This is a genomic window from Pseudomonas onubensis, from assembly GCF_965653655.1.
GTDB lineage: Bacteria > Pseudomonadota > Gammaproteobacteria > Pseudomonadales > Pseudomonadaceae > Aquipseudomonas.
Genome location: NZ_CBFHAZ010000013.1, coordinates 55,524 through 72,975, shown reverse-complemented (window position 1 = coordinate 72,975; position 17,452 = coordinate 55,524). Strand labels below are relative to the sequence as shown.

General features: G+C 58.5%; 16 protein-coding genes. 2 read left to right on the top strand and 14 right to left on the bottom strand.

The genetic code is table 11. The annotated features are described in order from the left end of the window. Window positions 1-8 precede the first annotated feature (8 nt). The 11 genes from ACTD9P_RS07295 to ACTD9P_RS07245 form a co-directional block, all read right to left on the bottom strand. Window positions 9-911 carry an HNH endonuclease gene (locus ACTD9P_RS07295; protein ID WP_438867181.1) on the bottom strand — a complete coding sequence of 301 codons (903 nt, stop codon included), beginning with the start codon at window positions 909-911 and terminating at the stop codon, window positions 9-11. Beyond that, entirely contained in the window at window positions 911-2,137 is a 1,227-nt protein-coding gene (locus ACTD9P_RS07290; protein WP_438867180.1) for an AAA family ATPase, read from the bottom strand. The genes ACTD9P_RS07295 and ACTD9P_RS07290 overlap by 1 nt, the downstream gene beginning before the upstream one ends. Before the next feature lie 533 nt (window positions 2,138-2,670). Further along, complete coding sequence (gene mltG / locus ACTD9P_RS07285; protein ID WP_438867179.1) at window positions 2,671-3,807, bottom strand: endolytic transglycosylase MltG; 1,137 nt, start codon at window positions 3,805-3,807, stop codon at window positions 2,671-2,673. 1 nt (window position 3,808) lies between these two features. Further along, on the bottom strand, window positions 3,809-4,624 hold the full coding sequence (gene pabC, locus ACTD9P_RS07280; protein WP_438867178.1) for an aminodeoxychorismate lyase: 816 nt from the start codon (window positions 4,622-4,624) through the stop codon (window positions 3,809-3,811). After that, complete coding sequence (gene fabF / locus ACTD9P_RS07275) at window positions 4,624-5,868, bottom strand: beta-ketoacyl-ACP synthase II (protein WP_200433820.1); 1,245 nt, start codon at window positions 5,866-5,868, stop codon at window positions 4,624-4,626. Before fabF ends, pabC begins: the two co-directional genes overlap by 1 nt. A 128-nt stretch (window positions 5,869-5,996) precedes the next feature. Next, on the bottom strand, window positions 5,997-6,233 hold the full coding sequence (gene acpP / locus ACTD9P_RS07270) for an acyl carrier protein (protein WP_016973676.1): 237 nt from the start codon (window positions 6,231-6,233) through the stop codon (window positions 5,997-5,999). A 192-nt stretch (window positions 6,234-6,425) separates the two neighbouring features. Next, entirely contained in the window at window positions 6,426-7,169 is a 744-nt protein-coding gene (gene fabG, locus ACTD9P_RS07265; protein WP_010566560.1) for a 3-oxoacyl-ACP reductase FabG, read from the bottom strand. A 21-nt stretch (window positions 7,170-7,190) separates the two neighbouring features. Beyond that, window positions 7,191-8,129, bottom strand: a complete 939-nt coding sequence (gene fabD, locus ACTD9P_RS07260; RefSeq protein ID WP_438867177.1) for an ACP S-malonyltransferase — start codon at window positions 8,127-8,129, stop codon at window positions 7,191-7,193. A 126-nt stretch (window positions 8,130-8,255) separates the two neighbouring features. Further along, the gene (gene plsX / locus ACTD9P_RS07255) at window positions 8,256-9,266 is read right to left on the bottom strand and encodes a phosphate acyltransferase PlsX (RefSeq protein WP_438867176.1); all 1,011 of its coding nucleotides are present in this window, start codon (window positions 9,264-9,266) and stop codon (window positions 8,256-8,258) included. Window positions 9,267-9,270: 4 nt separating this feature from the next. Further along, a complete protein-coding gene (gene rpmF / locus ACTD9P_RS07250; RefSeq protein WP_008152339.1) occupies window positions 9,271-9,453 on the bottom strand; it encodes a 50S ribosomal protein L32 in 183 nt (60 codons plus the stop codon). Window positions 9,454-9,466: 13 nt separating this feature from the next. After that, window positions 9,467-9,997: a YceD family protein gene (locus ACTD9P_RS07245; protein WP_005790551.1), complete on the bottom strand. Its 531-nt coding sequence runs from the start codon at window positions 9,995-9,997 to the stop codon at window positions 9,467-9,469. A gap of 105 nt (window positions 9,998-10,102) precedes the next feature. On the opposite strand from ACTD9P_RS07245, the gene ACTD9P_RS07240 reads away from it, so the two are divergent. Beyond that, entirely contained in the window at window positions 10,103-10,681 is a 579-nt protein-coding gene (locus ACTD9P_RS07240; RefSeq protein WP_438867175.1) for a Maf family protein, read from the top strand. A 134-nt stretch (window positions 10,682-10,815) separates the two neighbouring features. Here ACTD9P_RS07240 and ACTD9P_RS07235 read toward each other — a convergent pair whose 3' ends face one another. The 3 genes from ACTD9P_RS07235 to rluC are packed head-to-tail and all read right to left on the bottom strand — an operon-like array spanning window position 10,816 to window position 13,429. Continuing rightward, entirely contained in the window at window positions 10,816-11,799 is a 984-nt protein-coding gene (locus ACTD9P_RS07235) for a S49 family peptidase (RefSeq protein ID WP_065929321.1), read from the bottom strand. 24 nt (window positions 11,800-11,823) lie between these two features. Beyond that, window positions 11,824-12,483: an HAD-IA family hydrolase gene (locus ACTD9P_RS07230; protein WP_438867174.1), complete on the bottom strand. Its 660-nt coding sequence runs from the start codon at window positions 12,481-12,483 to the stop codon at window positions 11,824-11,826. Continuing rightward, window positions 12,470-13,429, bottom strand: coding sequence for a 23S rRNA pseudouridine(955/2504/2580) synthase RluC (gene rluC, locus ACTD9P_RS07225; RefSeq protein WP_056861649.1), 960 nt, complete (start codon window positions 13,427-13,429; stop codon window positions 12,470-12,472). The genes ACTD9P_RS07230 and rluC overlap by 14 nt, the downstream gene beginning before the upstream one ends. A gap of 756 nt (window positions 13,430-14,185) precedes the next feature. Here rluC and rne point away from each other — a divergent pair. Next, the gene (rne, locus tag ACTD9P_RS07220) at window positions 14,186-17,380 is read left to right on the top strand and encodes a ribonuclease E (RefSeq protein WP_438867173.1); all 3,195 of its coding nucleotides are present in this window, start codon (window positions 14,186-14,188) and stop codon (window positions 17,378-17,380) included. The last annotated feature ends 72 nt before the right edge of the window (window positions 17,381-17,452 follow it).

Here is a 17,452-nt window from a genome sequence, read left to right as displayed (position 1 = left end):
ACGGTCCTTTAATTAAGCCGCATCGAGGACGGCGATGCGGCTTGCAAGGCCTCTAAACTGTTCTCGATCGACGCCTGCGCTCGATCGATGTCGAGTGATTCTTCACCCACCACCGACAACAGCAGCTCTTCAAACTTTGCAATAAAATCAACACTGCCGCCGGCAAAATAATCCAGCCACAACTGCACGATCTCGTCCGCGACTTCTGAGCTGACGTCCAGCGCCCGCACCAGCGCATCAATCGCATGATCGCGGCTGATCAGTCCATCTTTGACATAAGCACCCATCGCCGCAGCCGCGCTTCTAAGGTTATCAGACTGCTTCGCCCTTATAAGGGCCCGCGCCGAAAAACGCGATGCAAGCACACTTGCCTGATCGAGCTTACAGACCTTGATGACTACTTCTCCCTGCGCACTCAGCTGAGTGTAGGTCCAATTCTCACTGCGCTCGATATGCTGCGAGTAGTGATGAACATAAGGATAAAACCACAATATAGAATTGGCTGCGGGATAGTCATCGCCCGCCAACGGGACAGTTCGATTGAGTAACGGATCAAAGCTTTTTTTGTACGAGTTACAAATCTTGCACGCCACAATAATATTCAAAGGCTCATAGGTAAACTGTGGATACCCAAACGTGTGTTGCCGATCCTCAAATTCGTTGCTTTGCCCTTTGACCTCAGAGCAGTTTTCGGTGGCAGACTTGGGGAATATATGATCAAGCTCTCGATGACCGACTTCATCAAGATCAATCAAGCCCTGACAATAAGCACAACGGAAGTTCTGCAATTCCAGCAAATGCGTGCGAAAACTCACAATATCGGTATTTGACGACCACGCCTTCCCCTGATGCTTTCGCACCGCCGTGAGCAGTGTCACGTCCAAGTCGACCGGCAAAATTGTTTCGAACATCAATTACTCTCCCGAGCCGTAAAACGCAACTCGAGATCTTTTATGATACTTGCCAGAACATTTCTGAGCGGGTCTGCAAGCGGTAACGAATTTAAATCCAAAGTAAGTTCTCGTTTAAAGATGTAATACTCATCACTTCCGATAATTTTCCTGCTCCGAATCAACGCAAGGGCAATGTCGGCCATGCGCGTAAACGAAGGCGCACGTGAAGACGTCAACCCAAAGGCCTCCTCGTACACATCCGAAGCTCTCCACCCGAATGTACTGCCGGCCGGCTCCGACCTTACCACCTGCTGGCCTTTCTCATTGACGCCATGATCAATCAGGGCTTCAACCCCACCCCATTGCGGATCGACACCCGACGCAATCATAGGTGAATGTGTCACCACGATAGCCTGTGAACCCGGGAACTCTCGCAGAATACTATTCAAAATCGGAACATACTTCTGCTGCCATAACGGATGCAGGCTGTTCTCTGGCTCGTCCACCAGCACAAGGCTGTTTTTATCGATGTGGGCACACAGTCCTGCAAACCCGGCAATCCATCCCCACTGTCCGGAACTCAAATCTTCACCGGACAACTGAATGTCGTCACCAGTGACCGTATTGCTGGGGGATGACGAGTCGGAATTAACATTACGTTTGAGGAATGTAACCTTATCAACTTCGATCAAGCCCACACGTATAAAAGTTTCTAACTCATCCAATCCCCAGTCGTGCCAAGGGTTCGTTACACAGCCAATGACGCCGTCCTCAAACCGTAACGCTGGGCGCTCACTCTCGCTGTCAAACCACCTTAACAACTGGAAGATACCATTAATCTGAAAGTCAAAATGGGCAATACGCGTTAATACTGCCCTTATCCGTGGCGCATGCTCTTCGATAGGCACACTCTCAAGATAGTCCGACACGATCTTTTTGGCATAGTCCTCAATCACATCTTTCGCCATGTACCGAACATGCACCCTAGCATTCAACCAGGTTTTATAATGCGACAATAAGGTTTTCCCCAACCTTAAATAAATGCCTAATTCCGCTCTAAACCCAATACTATTGAAAACACTCTCGAACAGGTGCTTTCTATTCCCGCTCGGATCAGAATTTAAAAACAGAGCGGCCATCAGCGTACGCTGACTTTGGCCAATGCCCGCCATACCATTGGTTGCTCTTTGTCCGAGATACAAAAAGCGCTGGCCCTTAATTTTTTTCTGAACACCCAGCGCCATATTTCGAGTTCTTGGGAAACGATCCAGAGGTGTTCCAGAAATACATATCAATGACTGGGGAACCGATCTCTCCCACCCGGAAGGCGAGATATCCAGTTCACGGCGCCTGGCATCCGCGTCTGCCCCCCCCGCTCAGGGCCGCCTCCAGAATTTGCCGTAAAAAGTAACTTTTTCTACTGCCGTTTTTGCCAATCAACACTGATATCCATGTTCCAAATTTTGAATCCGGATCAGAACGAAGCGTTACGTTCGCCTCCAGTGACGCATTTGAAACAGTGAAAGAATTCAGCATGAAAAGCGCTCACTATCAAAGAGATGAAAAAAATCAGAAACATCGGAGTGTCTGAACGAAGCTGGGAGCATAACCCTGCATGTTGTTGACAGACCGCCCGCGCTATACGCGAGTGTTTGTCATGCAACTGCATGCGCAAGATAGACCTGGATCGAGCGTGTCGATCCAAGTCACTTAAAGTCTGTTCTGATTCAGAAATGGCTCCTTGCCAGTCTTACAACGCTGTCCTTAGCTGGGGGGGTCATTGCGGATTTTGTGGCGCCGTAGCTTCTGATGCAGGCTCGGCGGTTTTTTCAACCGGCGCGGCATCGGCCGGTGGTGTCGCGTCTTCCGGCGGTTTTACCGCCGGGGCCGGGCTGGAACGGTAATCGGCGCGGCGCTTGAGTTGGAACTCACGCACGGCGGCATTATGCGCATCCAGGTCATCGGAGAAAATATGGCTGCCATCGCCCCTGGCGACGAAGTACAGGCTACTGCCGGCCACCGGGTTCAACGCCGCATGGATGGCCTCGCGGCCGACCATGGCAATCGGCGTCGGCGGCAGGCCGGCAATCATGTAGGTGTTATAGGGGTTGGCTTCCTTGAGGTGCGCGCGGGTCAGCTTGCCGGTGTAGCGCTCGCCCAGGCCGTAGATCACCGTGGGGTCGGTCTGCAGCAGCATGCCGATTTTCAGACGGCGCACGAACACACCCGCGATCTGCCCGCGCTCTTGCGGCACACCGGTTTCCTTTTCTACCAGGGAGGCCATGATCAGCGCCTGGTAAGGGTCAGTGTACGGCGCATCGGCGGCGCGTTGGCTCCATTCCTGGGCCAGTACATCGTCCAGGCGGTTATAGGCTTTTTTCAGGAATTCGACATCGGTCATGCCGCGCACGAAGCGGTAGGTGTCAGGAAAGAATCGCCCTTCGGGGAACACGCCCGGGTGGCCGAGCTTATCCATCACTTCGTTATCGCTCAGGCCCGACAGGGTCTGCACAATCTTTTCGTGCTTGGCCAGCGCTGAACGCACCTGGCGGAAGTTCCAGCCTTCCACCAATGTCAGGCTGTATTGCACCACTTCACCACGCTGCCACAGGGCGATCAGGCCTTCGGCAGTCAGGCCTGGGGTCATGCGGTATTCACCGCTGTGCAGCGGCTGGCCGTCGAGGTTGAAGCGCCAGTAAAGGCGCAACCAGAAGGCGCCATCCAGCACGCCTTCGGTTTCGAGGCGATTGAAGGTGCCCGTCGGGGTGGCACCGGCAGGTACATCGAGCAATTGTTCCTGGGTCAGATTCAGGGGCTGCTTCAGCGCAGAGTCGAGCTTCCAGGCCGAGAAGCCCAGCAGCAAGCCTGCCGAGACCAGGCCGATCTGCAGCAGTAAAACCAGTTTTCGTATCAACTCAAATTTCCAATAGTGCGCGAACAATGCCCTGCAGTTTACGGGTGAGCGGCCCAACCGACCAGCTCATCCCAGCACAACCACGTACGGGCCAAATGCCATAAACGCTGTTGCACACAAAGACCTCGTCGGCCTGTTGCAACTGTTCCATGCTGATGTCGACCACGGCTACCGGGATGCCCAGGGTTTGCGCCTGCGCCAGAATCTCCGCGCGCATCACGCCAGCAACCCCGCAACGATTCAGATCAGCGGTTAGTAACAAGCCATTGCGCACCAGGAACAGGTTGCTGAACACGCCTTCGAGGACGCGCCCGGACATATCCAGCATCAAGCCCTCGGCATGTTCGGCATCCTGCCATTCGGCGCGAGCGATCACCTGTTCAAGGCGATTCAGGTGTTTGAGACCGGCCAGCAACGGCTGCTCGGCCAAGCGGGTGGCGCACGCAAACAGGCGGATGCCATCGGTTGCATGGGCTTGAGGATAAGCAGCGGGCGGGTTGCCCTGCAAGATACGGCGCACCGGAGCGCCAGGGTTGATGCCATAGCCGCGCAGGCTGTCGCCACGGGTGAGGATCAATTTGAGTACACCGCTGCCCAAGGCAGCGGCATAGGCCAGCACTTCGCTGCGGATCAGCGTGTGGTCCGCAACCAGGGCGAGGCGCCTGCAACCCTCTTCCAGGCGTTGCAGGTGCCGCTCGAACAGCACCGGCTGCCCAGCCTTGACGGCGATGGTCTCAAACAGGCCATCGCCATACGCCAGGCCGCGATCTTTCAGGGGCACGCTGTCCGCTGGCTGACCGTCGACCCAGCTGTGCATCACTCGGCGAACCGGCGGAACACCAAAGAACCGTTGGTGCCACCGAAACCGAACGAGTTGGAGATCACCACGTCGATCGGCATCGGTTGCGCTTCGTGAGGCACGAAGTTGAGGTCGCAGCCCTCGTCCGGCTCATCGAGGTTGATGGTCGGCGGAGCGACCTGATCCTTGATGGCCATGACGCTGAAGATCGCCTCGACCGCGCCGGCCGCACCCAACAGGTGGCCGGTCATGGACTTGGTGGAGCTGACTGCCAGCTTGTAGGCGTGCTCGCCGAACACCGACTTGATGGCTTCGGCTTCCGCCAGGTCGCCAGTCGGGGTCGAAGTGCCGTGGGCATTGATGTACTGCACCTGGTTGGGGTTGACCTTCGCATCGCGCAAGGCGTTGGTGATGCAACGTGCAGCACCGGCACCGTCGGACGGCGGCGAGGTCATGTGGTAGGCGTCACCGCTCATGCCAAAACCGATCAGCTCGGCGTAGATAGTGGCACCGCGCGCCTTGGCGTGCTCCAGTTCTTCGAGTACCAGCGCACCGGCACCGTCGGACAGTACGAAGCCATCACGGCCCTTGTCCCACGGACGGCTGGCGCGAGTCGGCTCGTCATTGCGCGTCGACAGCGCTCGGGACGCGCCGAAGCCACCCATGCCGAGGCCGCAGGCAGCCATTTCGGCGCCGCCAGCGATCATCACGTCGGCTTCGTCATAGGCAATGTTACGCGCCGCCATGCCGATGCAATGCGTACCGGTGGTGCACGCGGTGGCAATGGCGTAGTTGGGCCCCTGTGCGCCCAAATGGATCGACAGGAAACCGGAAATCATATTGATGATCGAGCCCGGCACGAAGAACGGTGAAATTCGACGAGGGCCGGAATCGTGCAGCGTGCGGCTGGTTTCTTCGATATTGGTCAAACCGCCAATACCCGAACCCATGGCCACGCCGATGCGCTCACGGTTCGCGTCGGTGACTTCCAGGCCGGCATTACGCACCGCCTGAAAACCGGCTGCCAGGCCGTATTGAATGAACAGGTCGAGCTTGCGGGATTCTTTGACCGAGAGATATTCCTCGACATTGAAGCCCTTTACCGAGCCGCCAAAACGGGTGGAATAGGCAGAAAGGTCCGTGTGTTCGATCAGACCGATACCACTGTGGCCAGCCAGAATGCCCTGCCAACTGCTCGGCACATCCGTACCCAGTGGCGACAACATACCCATACCGGTGACTACGACGCGTCTACGCGACACAGCACTCTCCTTTTTCTAATGACGACACTTTGCTTCGCAGCTTACTTTTCATCACCGCTTAAAGAAAAAACCGCACGCCGTTACAGCAGTGCGGTTTTTCCCTGTCAGCAAGCGACGACTACAAACTATTACGCCTGGTGGGCAGTAACGTAGTCGATAGCAGCTTGAACAGTAGTGATTTTTTCAGCTTCTTCGTCCGGGATTTCGGTCTCGAATTCCTCTTCCAGAGCCATCACCAGCTCAACGGTGTCAAGGGAATCGGCACCCAGGTCTTCAACGAAGGAAGCGGAGTTGGTCACTTCTTCTTCTTTAACGCCCAGTTGCTCGGCAACGATTTTCTTGACGCGCTCTTCGATGGTGCTCATACCTTGTTTAACTCCTAATGGACAAATTCAGGCAGCTGGCCAGTGGGTAAGTGTATAGAAAGCCTTTTCAGCTTTTCAACTGAAAGCTTCACCCTCGTACCCGACCGGCCACCGGCCTATAAATTAAGTTGCAGCTTTATAACGGATTTTAGACAGCTCGTATGACATTTTTTTGAAGCGATCCGTCACAATTTAACTCATGTACATCCCGCCGTTCACCGGGATTGTAGCCCCAGTCACGTATGCCGCACCGTCGGATGCCAGGAAAGTGACCACATTTGCGATCTCTTGAGCCTGGCCCAGACGGCCCAGCGGAATCTGGGTCAGCAACGCTTCACGCTGTGCTTCCGGCAGTTCGCGGGTCATATCGGTGTCGATGAACCCTGGGGCCACCGAGTTGACCGTAATCGAACGCGAACCGACTTCGCGGGCCAATGCACGGCTGAAACCTTCCAGACCGGCCTTGGCCGCTGCATAGTTTACTTGGCCTGCGTTGCCCATGGCACCCACTACGGAGCCAATATTGATAATTCGGCCCCAACGCGCCTTGGTCATGCCGCGCAAAACGCCCTTGGATAAGCGAAACAGACTGTTCAAGTTGGTATCGACCACGTCGTACCACTCGTCGTCTTTCATGCGCATCATCAGGTTGTCACGGGTGATACCGGCGTTGTTCACCAGAATAGCCGGTGCGCCGAACTGTGCAGTGATTTGAGCCAGCACAGCAGCAACAGACTCATCACTGGTCACGTTCAGCTCAAGACCGGTGCCTTGTACGCCGTTTTCCTTCAAGGTCGCAGCAATACGCTCAGCGCCCGAAGCGGAAGTGGCGGTGCCGATCACAACCGCGCCTTGACGACCCAGTTCCAGGGCGATCGCCTGGCCAATGCCACGGCTTGCGCCAGTAACCAGTGCAACTTTACCTTGCAGACTCATGCAGGCTTCTCCTAAAGGGTTTCAGGCCAGTGCCGCGCGCGCGGCAGCGAAGGCATCCGGGGTATTGAGGTTGGCAGTCGACACGCCATCGGCGCAGCGCTTGTTCAGGCCGGCCAGGACTTTGCCCGGGCCGCACTCGACCAGCTCAGTGGCGCCATTGGCAGCCAGGGTCTGTACCGACTCAACCCAGCGTACCGGCTTGTAGAGCTGCTCCAGCAGGTCGCGCTTGAGGGTGTCGAGGTCGGCGGCAACGGCCGCGCTGACGTTCTGCACCAGCGGGATCTGCGGCGCCTGCCAATTGATGGCGGCGATGGACTCGGCAAAGCGCTCGGCCGCCGGGCGCATCAGCTCGCAGTGCGACGGCACGCTCACCGGCAACGGCAAGGCGCGCTTGGCACCACGGGCCTTGCAGCCCTCAATGGCGCGCTCGACAGCGGCCTTGGCGCCCGCGATGACCACCTGGCCAGGGGAGTTGAAGTTCACCGCGCTGACCACTTCGCCCTGGGCCGCTTCGGCGCAGGCTTCGATCACCACAGTGTCATCCAGGCCGAGGATAGCGGCCATGCCGCCCTGCCCGGCTGGAACAGCCTCTTGCATCAACTGGCCACGACGCTCGACCAGCTTGACCGCTTCAGCGAGGGTCAGGCTGCCGGCGGCCACCAAGGCGCTGTATTCGCCCAGGCTGTGACCGGCCACGTATGCCGGGCGCGCGCCGCCTTCGGCCAGCCACAAGCGCCACAGGGCGATGGAGGCGGTCAGGATCGCCGGCTGGGTTTTATCGGTTTGATTGAGTTGCTCTTCCGGCCCCTGCTGGGTCAGTGCCCACAGGTCGTAACCCAGGGCATCGGAAGCTTCCTTGAAGGTTTCCAGGATCAGCGGATGTTGCGCGCCCAGCTCGGCCAACATGCCGAGGGACTGCGAACCCTGCCCTGGAAAGACGAATGCGAGGGATGTAGACATGTAACAAGCCCCTAATGATCTGGTCGTCAAAAATACTCGCACCGACGGTGGGCGCGAACGAAACTGACAGATTGGATGGTCAATTGAACTGGCCGGTCACATTTAAGCACTCCCGGGCCGATTCGCCTAAGGCAACAGATCCTCAAGACGCCCGTGCAAACGTTGCGGCAGGTTTTCCTGGATCTCGATCAACGCCCGCGCAATCGCACTTTGAAAGCCCTGCACACCGGCCGAGCCGTGGCTTTTTACCACAATGCCCTGCAGCCCCAGAAAACTCGCGCCATTATGCCGTGCCGGCGCCAGGTCTGCCTGCAGACGGCGCATCAACGGCAACGCCAGCGCGCCAACCATGCGTGAGGCCAGGTTCTGCTTGAACAAGGCTTCGATACGCGTGGCGATCATGGTCGCCAGGCCTTCGCTGGACTTGAGCAGGATATTGCCGACAAACCCGTCGCACACCACCACATCTGCCTCACCTCGGTACAAACCGTCACCTTCGACAAAACCGATGTAGTTCAAGCCCCGTGCGCCCTGCAACAAGGCAGCAGCCAGCTTGACCTGCTGGTTGCCCTTGATGTCCTCTGTGCCGATATTGAGCAACGCCACGCGTGGCCGGGCCACACCCAACGTTTCAGCGGCCACCGAGCCCATCACGGCAAATTGCAGCAGGTGCTCGGCACTGCAATCAACGTTTGCACCCAGGTCCAGCAGTTGGCAATAGCCTTGCTGCGTCGGAATCGCAGCCACCATGGCCGGCCGATCAATCCCCGGCAACGTCTTGAGCACATGGCGCGACAACGCCATCAACGCCCCGGTATTGCCGGCACTGACACAGGCTTGCACCTTGCCATCACGCAACAGTTCAAGGGCCACTCGCATTGAAGAGTCGGGCTTGCCACGCAAAGCCGTCGCGGGCTTTTCATCCATGCCGATGGTTTCGCTGGCCGCAGTAATTGTCAGGCGCGCGCGATCCACCGCCGGATGGCTGGCAATCAGTTCTTCAAGTAAGGAGAGTTGACCGACGAGGGTCAGGTGCAGCGAGGGCGTAGCAGAAAGGCTGGCAATGCAAGCCTGAACAATGCTGCGGGGACCGAAGTCCCCGCCCATTGCGTCAATCGCGATGACTTGAGCAGACAAGTGATTACTCGTCAGCGCCCTTGTCGATCACTTTACGGCCACGGTATACGCCTTCTGGCGATACGTGGTGACGCAGGTGAATTTCACCGGTGGTTTTTTCTACGGACAGAGTGCTTGCCGTCAGGGCATCGTGCGAACGACGCATGTCACGGGCAGAGCGGGATTTTTTGTTCTGCTGAACAGCCATAATTGATTAACTCCTAAACGTTTGGGTCACGCTTTAACTGCGCCAATACACTGAACGGGTTGGACCGCGTTACCTCGTCCTCGCTCGGCTCGGCCTCGTCATCAAGGCCCTCCGGCTGCTGGCATTCTTCCGGATGATGAGCAGGCACAATGGGCAAGGCGAGCAAAAGCTCCTCCTCGATCAGTGCATGCAGATCCAATGGATCTTCGCCCAGTTCCAGCACGTCATAACCTTTCGGCAACGACTGGGTATTCGCACCCTCTTTCACCACAGCATAACTGCATTCGCTGTGGATCGGCAGGGTGACCAGCTCAAGACAACGCTGGCAAACCATTTTGACTTCGGTGTCGATAAAGCTGTGAATTACCACAGATTTACGTTCATCTCGTTCAAAAACGAATTTAGCCTGCACCGTACCGACAGTGTCGGAAAGCGGGTCGCAGAGTCTCTCCAAATCGGCCAGCAGCACTTCACCTTGAAGGGTGGTGCCACGATCAGCCAATTTGCGCGGGTCAACGTGAGGTGGAATCGGGTCATTCAACATAGGCGCAGCATTATAGGGATGCACCCAGCCATGTCAAAGGAAATTCAGCCCTGTGCGTCAGCCGGTCACGTCGCTAGAATCTGCGACCGCCTTGAGGAGACGCCCATGCTGCCTTTATTACTCGCATCCAGCTCGGTTTATCGCCGGCAATTGCTGAGTCGCCTGCACCTGCCGTTCACTTGCAGCTCGCCGGATATCGACGAAAACCATCGTGCAAATGAATCCGCCATCGACCTGGTCAAGCGCCTGGCCGAAGAAAAAGCCCGCGCCCTCGCCGCCAGCCATCCAGGGCATTTAATTATCGGCTCCGATCAGGTGGCCGCACTCGATGGCCGCATTATCGGCAAACCTCACACCTTTGAAAACGCCCGCGAGCAATTGCTGGCGGCCAGCGGCAAACGCGTGAGCTTTTTGACCGGCCTGGCGCTGCTCAACAGTGAGACGGGCCACTGCCAGGTAGATTGCGTGCCGTTTACCGTACAGATGCGCGATCTGAGTGTGGAGCGCATCGAGCGTTATTTGCGTGTGGAACAGCCCTATGACTGCGCAGGCAGCTTCAAGGCTGAAGGGTTGGGTGTGAGCCTGTTTCAAAGCACCGAAGGGCCGGATGCGACCAGCCTGGTGGGGCTGCCGCTGATTCGACTGGTGGACATGTTGCTGGCGCAAGGCGTGCAAATCCCCTAGGCCCTACCCCAAAACCAAATGTGGGAGCGGGCTTGCTCGCGAAAGCGGAGTGTCAGCCAACATATCTGTCACTGACCCACCGTATTCGCGAGCAAGCCCGCTCCCACATTTCGACCTACATCAGGACTGAAATATCAGCGCAGCGTCGGACCCTGGAAGCCCATGTAGTAGGCCAGCTTCTCCGCCACACTGGCGCCAAGTTTCTTGGAGAAGCGATCAAACGGCGATTCCTGAACAGTGAAGTCCACCAGCTCCTTCTCGCCAATCACATCGCGCGCCACCGAACTGGCACTGCCCAGGCCATCGATCAAGCCCAATGGCAATGCTTGCTCACCGGACCACACCAGGCCGGAGAACAGCTCAGGATGGTCTTTATCTTTCAGACGATCGCCGCGCCCCTGCTTCACGCTGGCAATGAACTGACGATGGGTGGTGTCGAGCACGCCCTGCCAGAACTGGGTTTCATCGGCCTTTTGTGGCTGGAACGGGTCCAGGAACGACTTGTGCTCACCTGAAGTGTAGGTGCGACGCTCCACCCCCAGCTTCTCCATGGTGCCGACAAAGCCGTAACCGGCCGCTGTCACACCAATGGAACCGACGAGGCTGGCCTTGTCGGCGTAGATCTGGTCAGCGGCGCTGGCGATGTAATAGGCACCCGAGGCGCCCAGGTCGGAAATCACTGCGTACAGCTTGATGTCCGGGTGCAGCCCGCGCAGCCGGCGAATCTCGTCATACACGTAGCCCGACTGCACAGGGCTGCCGCCTGGGCTGTTGATGCGCAGGATCACGCCCTTAACCTTGGGATCCTCAAACGCCGCACGCAGGCCGCCGACGATATTATCGGCGCTGGCGGACTCCTTGTCGGCAATCACCCCGTTCACGTCGATAAAGGCGGTGTAGTTGTTGCTACGGGTGGCGCTTTTTTCCATGTCCATCAGCGGGCTGAACAACGCCAGCATGGCGATAAGCCAGATAAACGTCAGCAGCTTGAAAAAAATCCCCCAACGCCGCGCACGGCGCTGTTCCTGAACACTGGCCAGCAGGGTCTTCTCCAACAGTTTCCAGCTTTTATCATCACCGCTTTCGGCCTTTTCGGGCGCTTTCCACTCGTCACTCATGCCATTAACCCCAGCAAAGACTTATCACGCCCGGCTGAGCCAGGCCTGCAGTTCAGAAAAATGATCAATCGTCAGCCTGGGCTCGTAGGGCTGCAAGGCTTCGGCTGCCTGGGCACCATAGCTGACCGCCACGCTGTCCATGCCGGCATTGCGCGCCATCATCAGGTCGAAGGAAGCATCACCCACCATCAACGCCTGACGCGGCGCTACGCCGCAATGCGCCAGGATCTGCTCCAACATCAGAGGGTGAGGTTTGCTGGCGGTTTCATCCGCTGCACGGGTGATGTCGAAATACCCTTCAAAGCCGTGAGCCTTGAGCACTCGATCCAGCCCGCGACGGGCCTTGCCGGTGGCCACGGCCAAGTGATAACCCTCGGCACGAAAGGCTTCCAGGGCTTGCCTTACACCGTCAAACAGCGGCGAAGGCGTGGCCTCCAGCGCTATGTAGTGATCGGCGTAATGGTCACGGAAGGTCACCAGTTGCGCATCGCTGATCTGCGGGTACAGGGTACGGATCGCCTCGGGCAGGCCCAGGCCGATAATGCCTTTTACCGCCAGATCCGTGCACAACTCGAAGCCCGAACGGGTCGACGCCGCGTGCATTGAGTCGACGATCCGCCCAATGGAATTGCACAGCGTGCCGTCCCAATCAAAAATCAGCAGCTTGTAGTCAGGGTGCGACACTCAAACGCTCCACGGTCTTGGCCCACATTTCATCGACCGGCGCCTGCAACTTCAGCTCGCCGCCATCGGGCAGCGGCACGGTGAGCATGTAGGCGTGCAGGAACAGGCGTTTGCCGCCCAGGTCGCGAATTTCCCTGGAGAAATCCTCATCGCCGTACTTGGTATCACCAGCGATGCAGTGGCCCGCATGCAGGGTGTGCACACGAATCTGGTGGGTACGCCCGGTCACAGGCTTGGCCTCGACCATTGTGGCAAAGTCGCCAAAGCGGCGCAGCACCTTGAACAGGGTCAGGGCTTCTTTGCCCTCCTCGTCCACTTCGACCATGCGCTCGCCGGAGCGCAGGTTGCTCTTCTGCAACGGCGCGCGCACGCTCTTGATCGAGCTGGCCCAGTTGCCCCGTACCAACGCCATGTAGCGTTTGTCCACGCCATCGCCACGCAGGGCGGTGTGCAGGTGACGCAACATGCTGCGTTTCTTGGCGATCATCAACAGGCCGGACGTGTCACGGTCCAGGCGATGGACCAACTCCAGCTCCTTGGCATCCGGGCGCAACTGACGGAAGGCTTCGATCACGCCGAACGTCAAGCCGCTGCCACCATGCACCGCGATACCGCAGGGCTTATTGATCACGATGAGTTTGTTGTCTTCAAAGACAATCGAGGCTTCAAGGCGCTGCAACAGGCCCTGGGCCAATGGCACCGGCTCGTCACGCTCAGGCACGCGCACCGGCGGCACACGGACGATATCGCCCGCCTGCAGCTTGTACTCGGGCTTGATGCGGCCCTTGTTCACGCGCACTTCGCCTTTACGCAAGATGCGGTAAATCAAGGTCTTGGGCACGCCTTTGAGCCTGGCCAGGAGAAAATTGTCGATGCGTTGGCCGGCATATTCCGGCGAGACCTCGAGCAGCTGGACGCTGGGGGTCTGGGGGGCGGTAGTCGTCATGGCGGCGATGATAACAATTTTTTATGGAATTGAAGCACTTAATCATTGCTGCTATAGTCGCGAACGCCGCCAAAAGCGGCCTGGACAGAGGACTTGCGGCAAACTGCCGGCCCTGACCATCGCAATTCATCAGGACGCGAGGCCGTCCTACGGGGCTTTCGCCACCTTGGAAGGCTCAGGATTGTAACAAGCGCAGGTGACATGAGGCCTGAAGCGAGTGCAGAAAGCAGAGTGAATACTCGCGTTCTGCGCCGATATTTACGGCCAGTTCACAAAGTGCAGTCAGTCTTGAGCCAGACCATGGTGAATGCTTCGGAAACAACGCCTGTTAAGAGCTGAGTGAGAGCGCAGTCGCCCACACCTAGTCTTGTTTAGCCATGAGCGTGGACTCCCCATTGGAGTTCACGGTAAATGCCAACCCGCTGCGGATTCTGCGCGCGGCAGCACCCGAATTATCAGGGATACGTGTAGGGTGGAGATGCACAACCGTCGGACCGTGTAGCATTAGGCTTATAAGACGCTTCATCTCGTCCACAGTCGCCGGTTGATTCCTCCTCCTGACCTTAGCTTTTGTTGAAGTGGTGCCTTTGTCACCACCGCTAACAAGCAGGACGCGTCCGTCGCGATACCGGCCCAATTGGCTCGTTATTGCTGGACACTGGAGTGGCCAACCACTCTTGACGCACCTGACACCGACCGTGAGAAGTCGTGTGTGCCGAACGCCGTTTCCGGCAGCCCGGAAACCGACGGTACAACATGAAAAGAATGCTGATTAACGCAACTCAACCCGAAGAGTTGCGTGTTGCACTGGTAGATGGCCAACGCCTCTATGACCTGGACATCGAATCCGGTGCGCGCGAGCAAAAGAAGGCCAACATCTATAAAGGCCGTATTACTCGCATCGAACCAAGCCTTGAGGCTGCCTTTGTCGATTTCGGCTCCGAGCGCCACGGCTTCCTGCCCCTCAAAGAAATCTCCCGCGAATACTTCAAGAAAGCCCCCGAAGGCCGCGTGAACATCAAGGACGTCCTGAGCGAAGGCCAGGAAGTCATCGTTCAGGTCGAAAAAGAAGAACGTGGCAACAAGGGCGCAGCCCTGACCACCTTCATCTCCCTGGCCGGCCGTTACCTGGTGCTGATGCCGAACAACCCACGTGCCGGCGGCATTTCCCGTCGCATCGAAGGCGAAGAACGCAACGAACTGCGTGAAGCGCTGAACGGCCTGATCGCTCCGGCCGACATGGGCCTGATCGTGCGCACTGCAGGCCTGGGCCGCAGCAGCGAAGAAATGCAGTGGGACCTCGACTACCTGCTGCAACTGTGGACCGCTATCAAAGAAGCCTCCCTGGATCGTTCCGCGCCGTTCCTGATCTACCAGGAAAGCAACGTAATCATCCGTGCCATCCGCGATTACCTGCGCCAGGACATCGGCGAAGTGCTGATCGACAGCGTTGAAGCCCAGGACGAAGCCCTGACCTTCATCCGCCAGGTGATGCCGCAGTACGCCAGCAAGATCAAGCTGTACGAAGACAGCGTTCCGCTGTTCAACCGTTTCCAGATCGAAAGCCAGATCGAGACCGCCTTCCAGCGCGTGGTCGAACTGCCTTCCGGCGGCTCCATCGTAATCGACCCGACCGAAGCCCTGGTGTCCATCGACATCAACTCGGCGCGCGCCACCAAAGGCAGCGACATCGAAGAAACCGCCCTGCAGACCAACCTGGAAGCGGCTGAAGAAATCGCCCGCCAGCTGCGCCTGCGTGACATCGGCGGCCTGATCGTGATCGACTTCATCGACATGACCCCGGCCAAGAACCAGCGCGCCGTGGAAGAAAAAGTCCGCGAATGCCTGGAAGCTGACCGTGCCCGCGTACAGGTTGGCCGTATCTCGCGCTTCGGCCTGCTGGAAATGTCCCGTCAGCGCCTGCGTCCATCCCTGGGCGAGAGCAGCGGCATCGTCTGCCCACGCTGCAACGGCACCGGCATCATCCGTGACGTTGAATCGCTGTCGCTGGCGATCCTGCGCCTGATCGAAGAAGAAGCCCTGAAAGACCGCACCGCCGAAGTCCGCGCGCAAGTGCCGATCCCGGTGGCAGCGTTCCTGCTTAACGAAAAACGCAACTCGATCACCAAGATCGAGCTGCGCACCCGTGCCCGTATCGTCATCCTGCCGAACGATCACCTCGAGACGCCGCACTTCGAAGTGCAACGCCTGCGTGATGACAGCCCGGAAGCCCACAGCGGCCAATCCAGCTACGAAATCGCTGCTGCCGCTGCCGAAGTGGAAGAAGTCCAGCCAGCCGCTGCGACCCGTACCCTGGTTCGCCAGGAAGCCGCCGTGAAGACGGCACCGGCGCGTGCCAACGCACCGGTCCCGGCTGAAGTGGCTGCACCGGTTGCCGCACCAGCCGCCATGCCTGAGCCAAGCCTGTTCAAGGGCCTGGTGAAGTCGCTGGTCAGCCTGTTCGCCAGCAAAGAAGAACCTGCTGCGCCGGTTGTGGTTGAAAAACCAGCCACCGAGCGCCCGGCCCGTAACGAAGAACGTCGCAACGGTCGTCAACAGAGCCGTAACCGCAACGGTCGCCGTGACGAAGAGCGCAAGCCGCGCGAAGAACGTGCTCCACGTGAAGAGCGCGCACCTCGTGAAGAACGCGCACCTCGCGAAGCCCGTGAAGAAACCCCAACCGTAGCCCGTGAAGAACGTGCACCGCGCGAAGAGCGCGCGCCACGTACTCCGCGTGCTCCACGTGAAGACCGCAAGCCACGTGGCGAGCGTGAAGAACGCGTGCGTGAACTGCGCGAGCCCCTGGACGCTGCACCGGCAGTAGCTGCCGTCGCTGCCGAAGCCGCAAGCGAAGAACGCCCGGCTCGCCAGCCGCGTGAAGAACGCGCCCCACGCGAAGAGCGCCAGCCGCGCCCACCGCGTGAAGAGCGTCAACCACGCGCCGAGCAGGCTGCTGCTGTCAGCGAAGAAGAAGAAACGCTGACCGGCGAAGAGCAACTGCAGGAAGATGGTCAGGACAACGCCGAAGGCGATCGTCCACGCCGCCGCTCCCGTGGCCAGCGTCGTCGCAGCAACCGTCGTGAGCGTCAGCGTGATGCCAACGGCAATGTGATCGAAGGCTCGGAAGAGACCGGCGAGAACGGCGAAGCGGCAACCGCAGAACCGACGGGCGCCGAACTGGCAGCCGGCCTGGCTGTGACTGCCGCCGTTGCCAGCAGCGTGATCAGCGCACCGGCTGAAGCCCAGGCGCATGAGCAAGCTGAACGCGCTACCGCTGCTGTTGAAGAAACAGCGCCTGTAGAAGCACCGGTTGCCGAGACCTCAGTGGTTGAAGCGCCGATTGTTGAAGCACCAGTCGTCGAAGCCATTACCCCGATCGAAGCCCCAGTGGTTCCGGCAGTGGAAGTAGCCTCGCCAGTGCGCGACGTTCAGCCAGAAGTCGAAGTGGCTGCTGCCGAGCCTCAGCCAGTGGTTGAAGCCATCGTTGAAGCGCCGGTTGTTGAAGAAACCGCCCCGGTAGTGCGTGAAGTTCGCGAAGAACAGACCGCCTTCCAGTGGACTGCCGAGCCAGCTGCACCGGTTGAAGCGCCAGCACCTGCCCCTGTGGTAGAAGAAGCGCCTGCACCGGTTGCCGAAGTGGTTGCCGAACCCGCCCCAGTGGTGGAGCCTGCACCCGTGGTTGAAGCGCCCGTAGTTGTTGAAGCACCCGTGGTTGCCGAAGTCGCAGCGCCAGTGATTGAAGCTGCTCCCGTTAGCGCCCTGACCGAAAACGGCCGAGCGCCGAACGACCCACGTGAAGTGCGTCGTCGTCGCAAGGAAGCTGAAGCCGCCGCTGCTGCAGCCGCTGCCGCACCGGCTGCCGAAGTAGTCGAAGCGCCAGCCCCGGTTGTTGAAGCCGTGGTTGAGCACAAGGCCCTGGAAGAAGAGCACGAGCCTAAACCCCTCGTCTGATTCCATCCGCCACTAAAAAGCCCCGCCTGAGTGATCAGGCGGGGCTTTTTTATGCGGTTTGGAAGCAGCAGG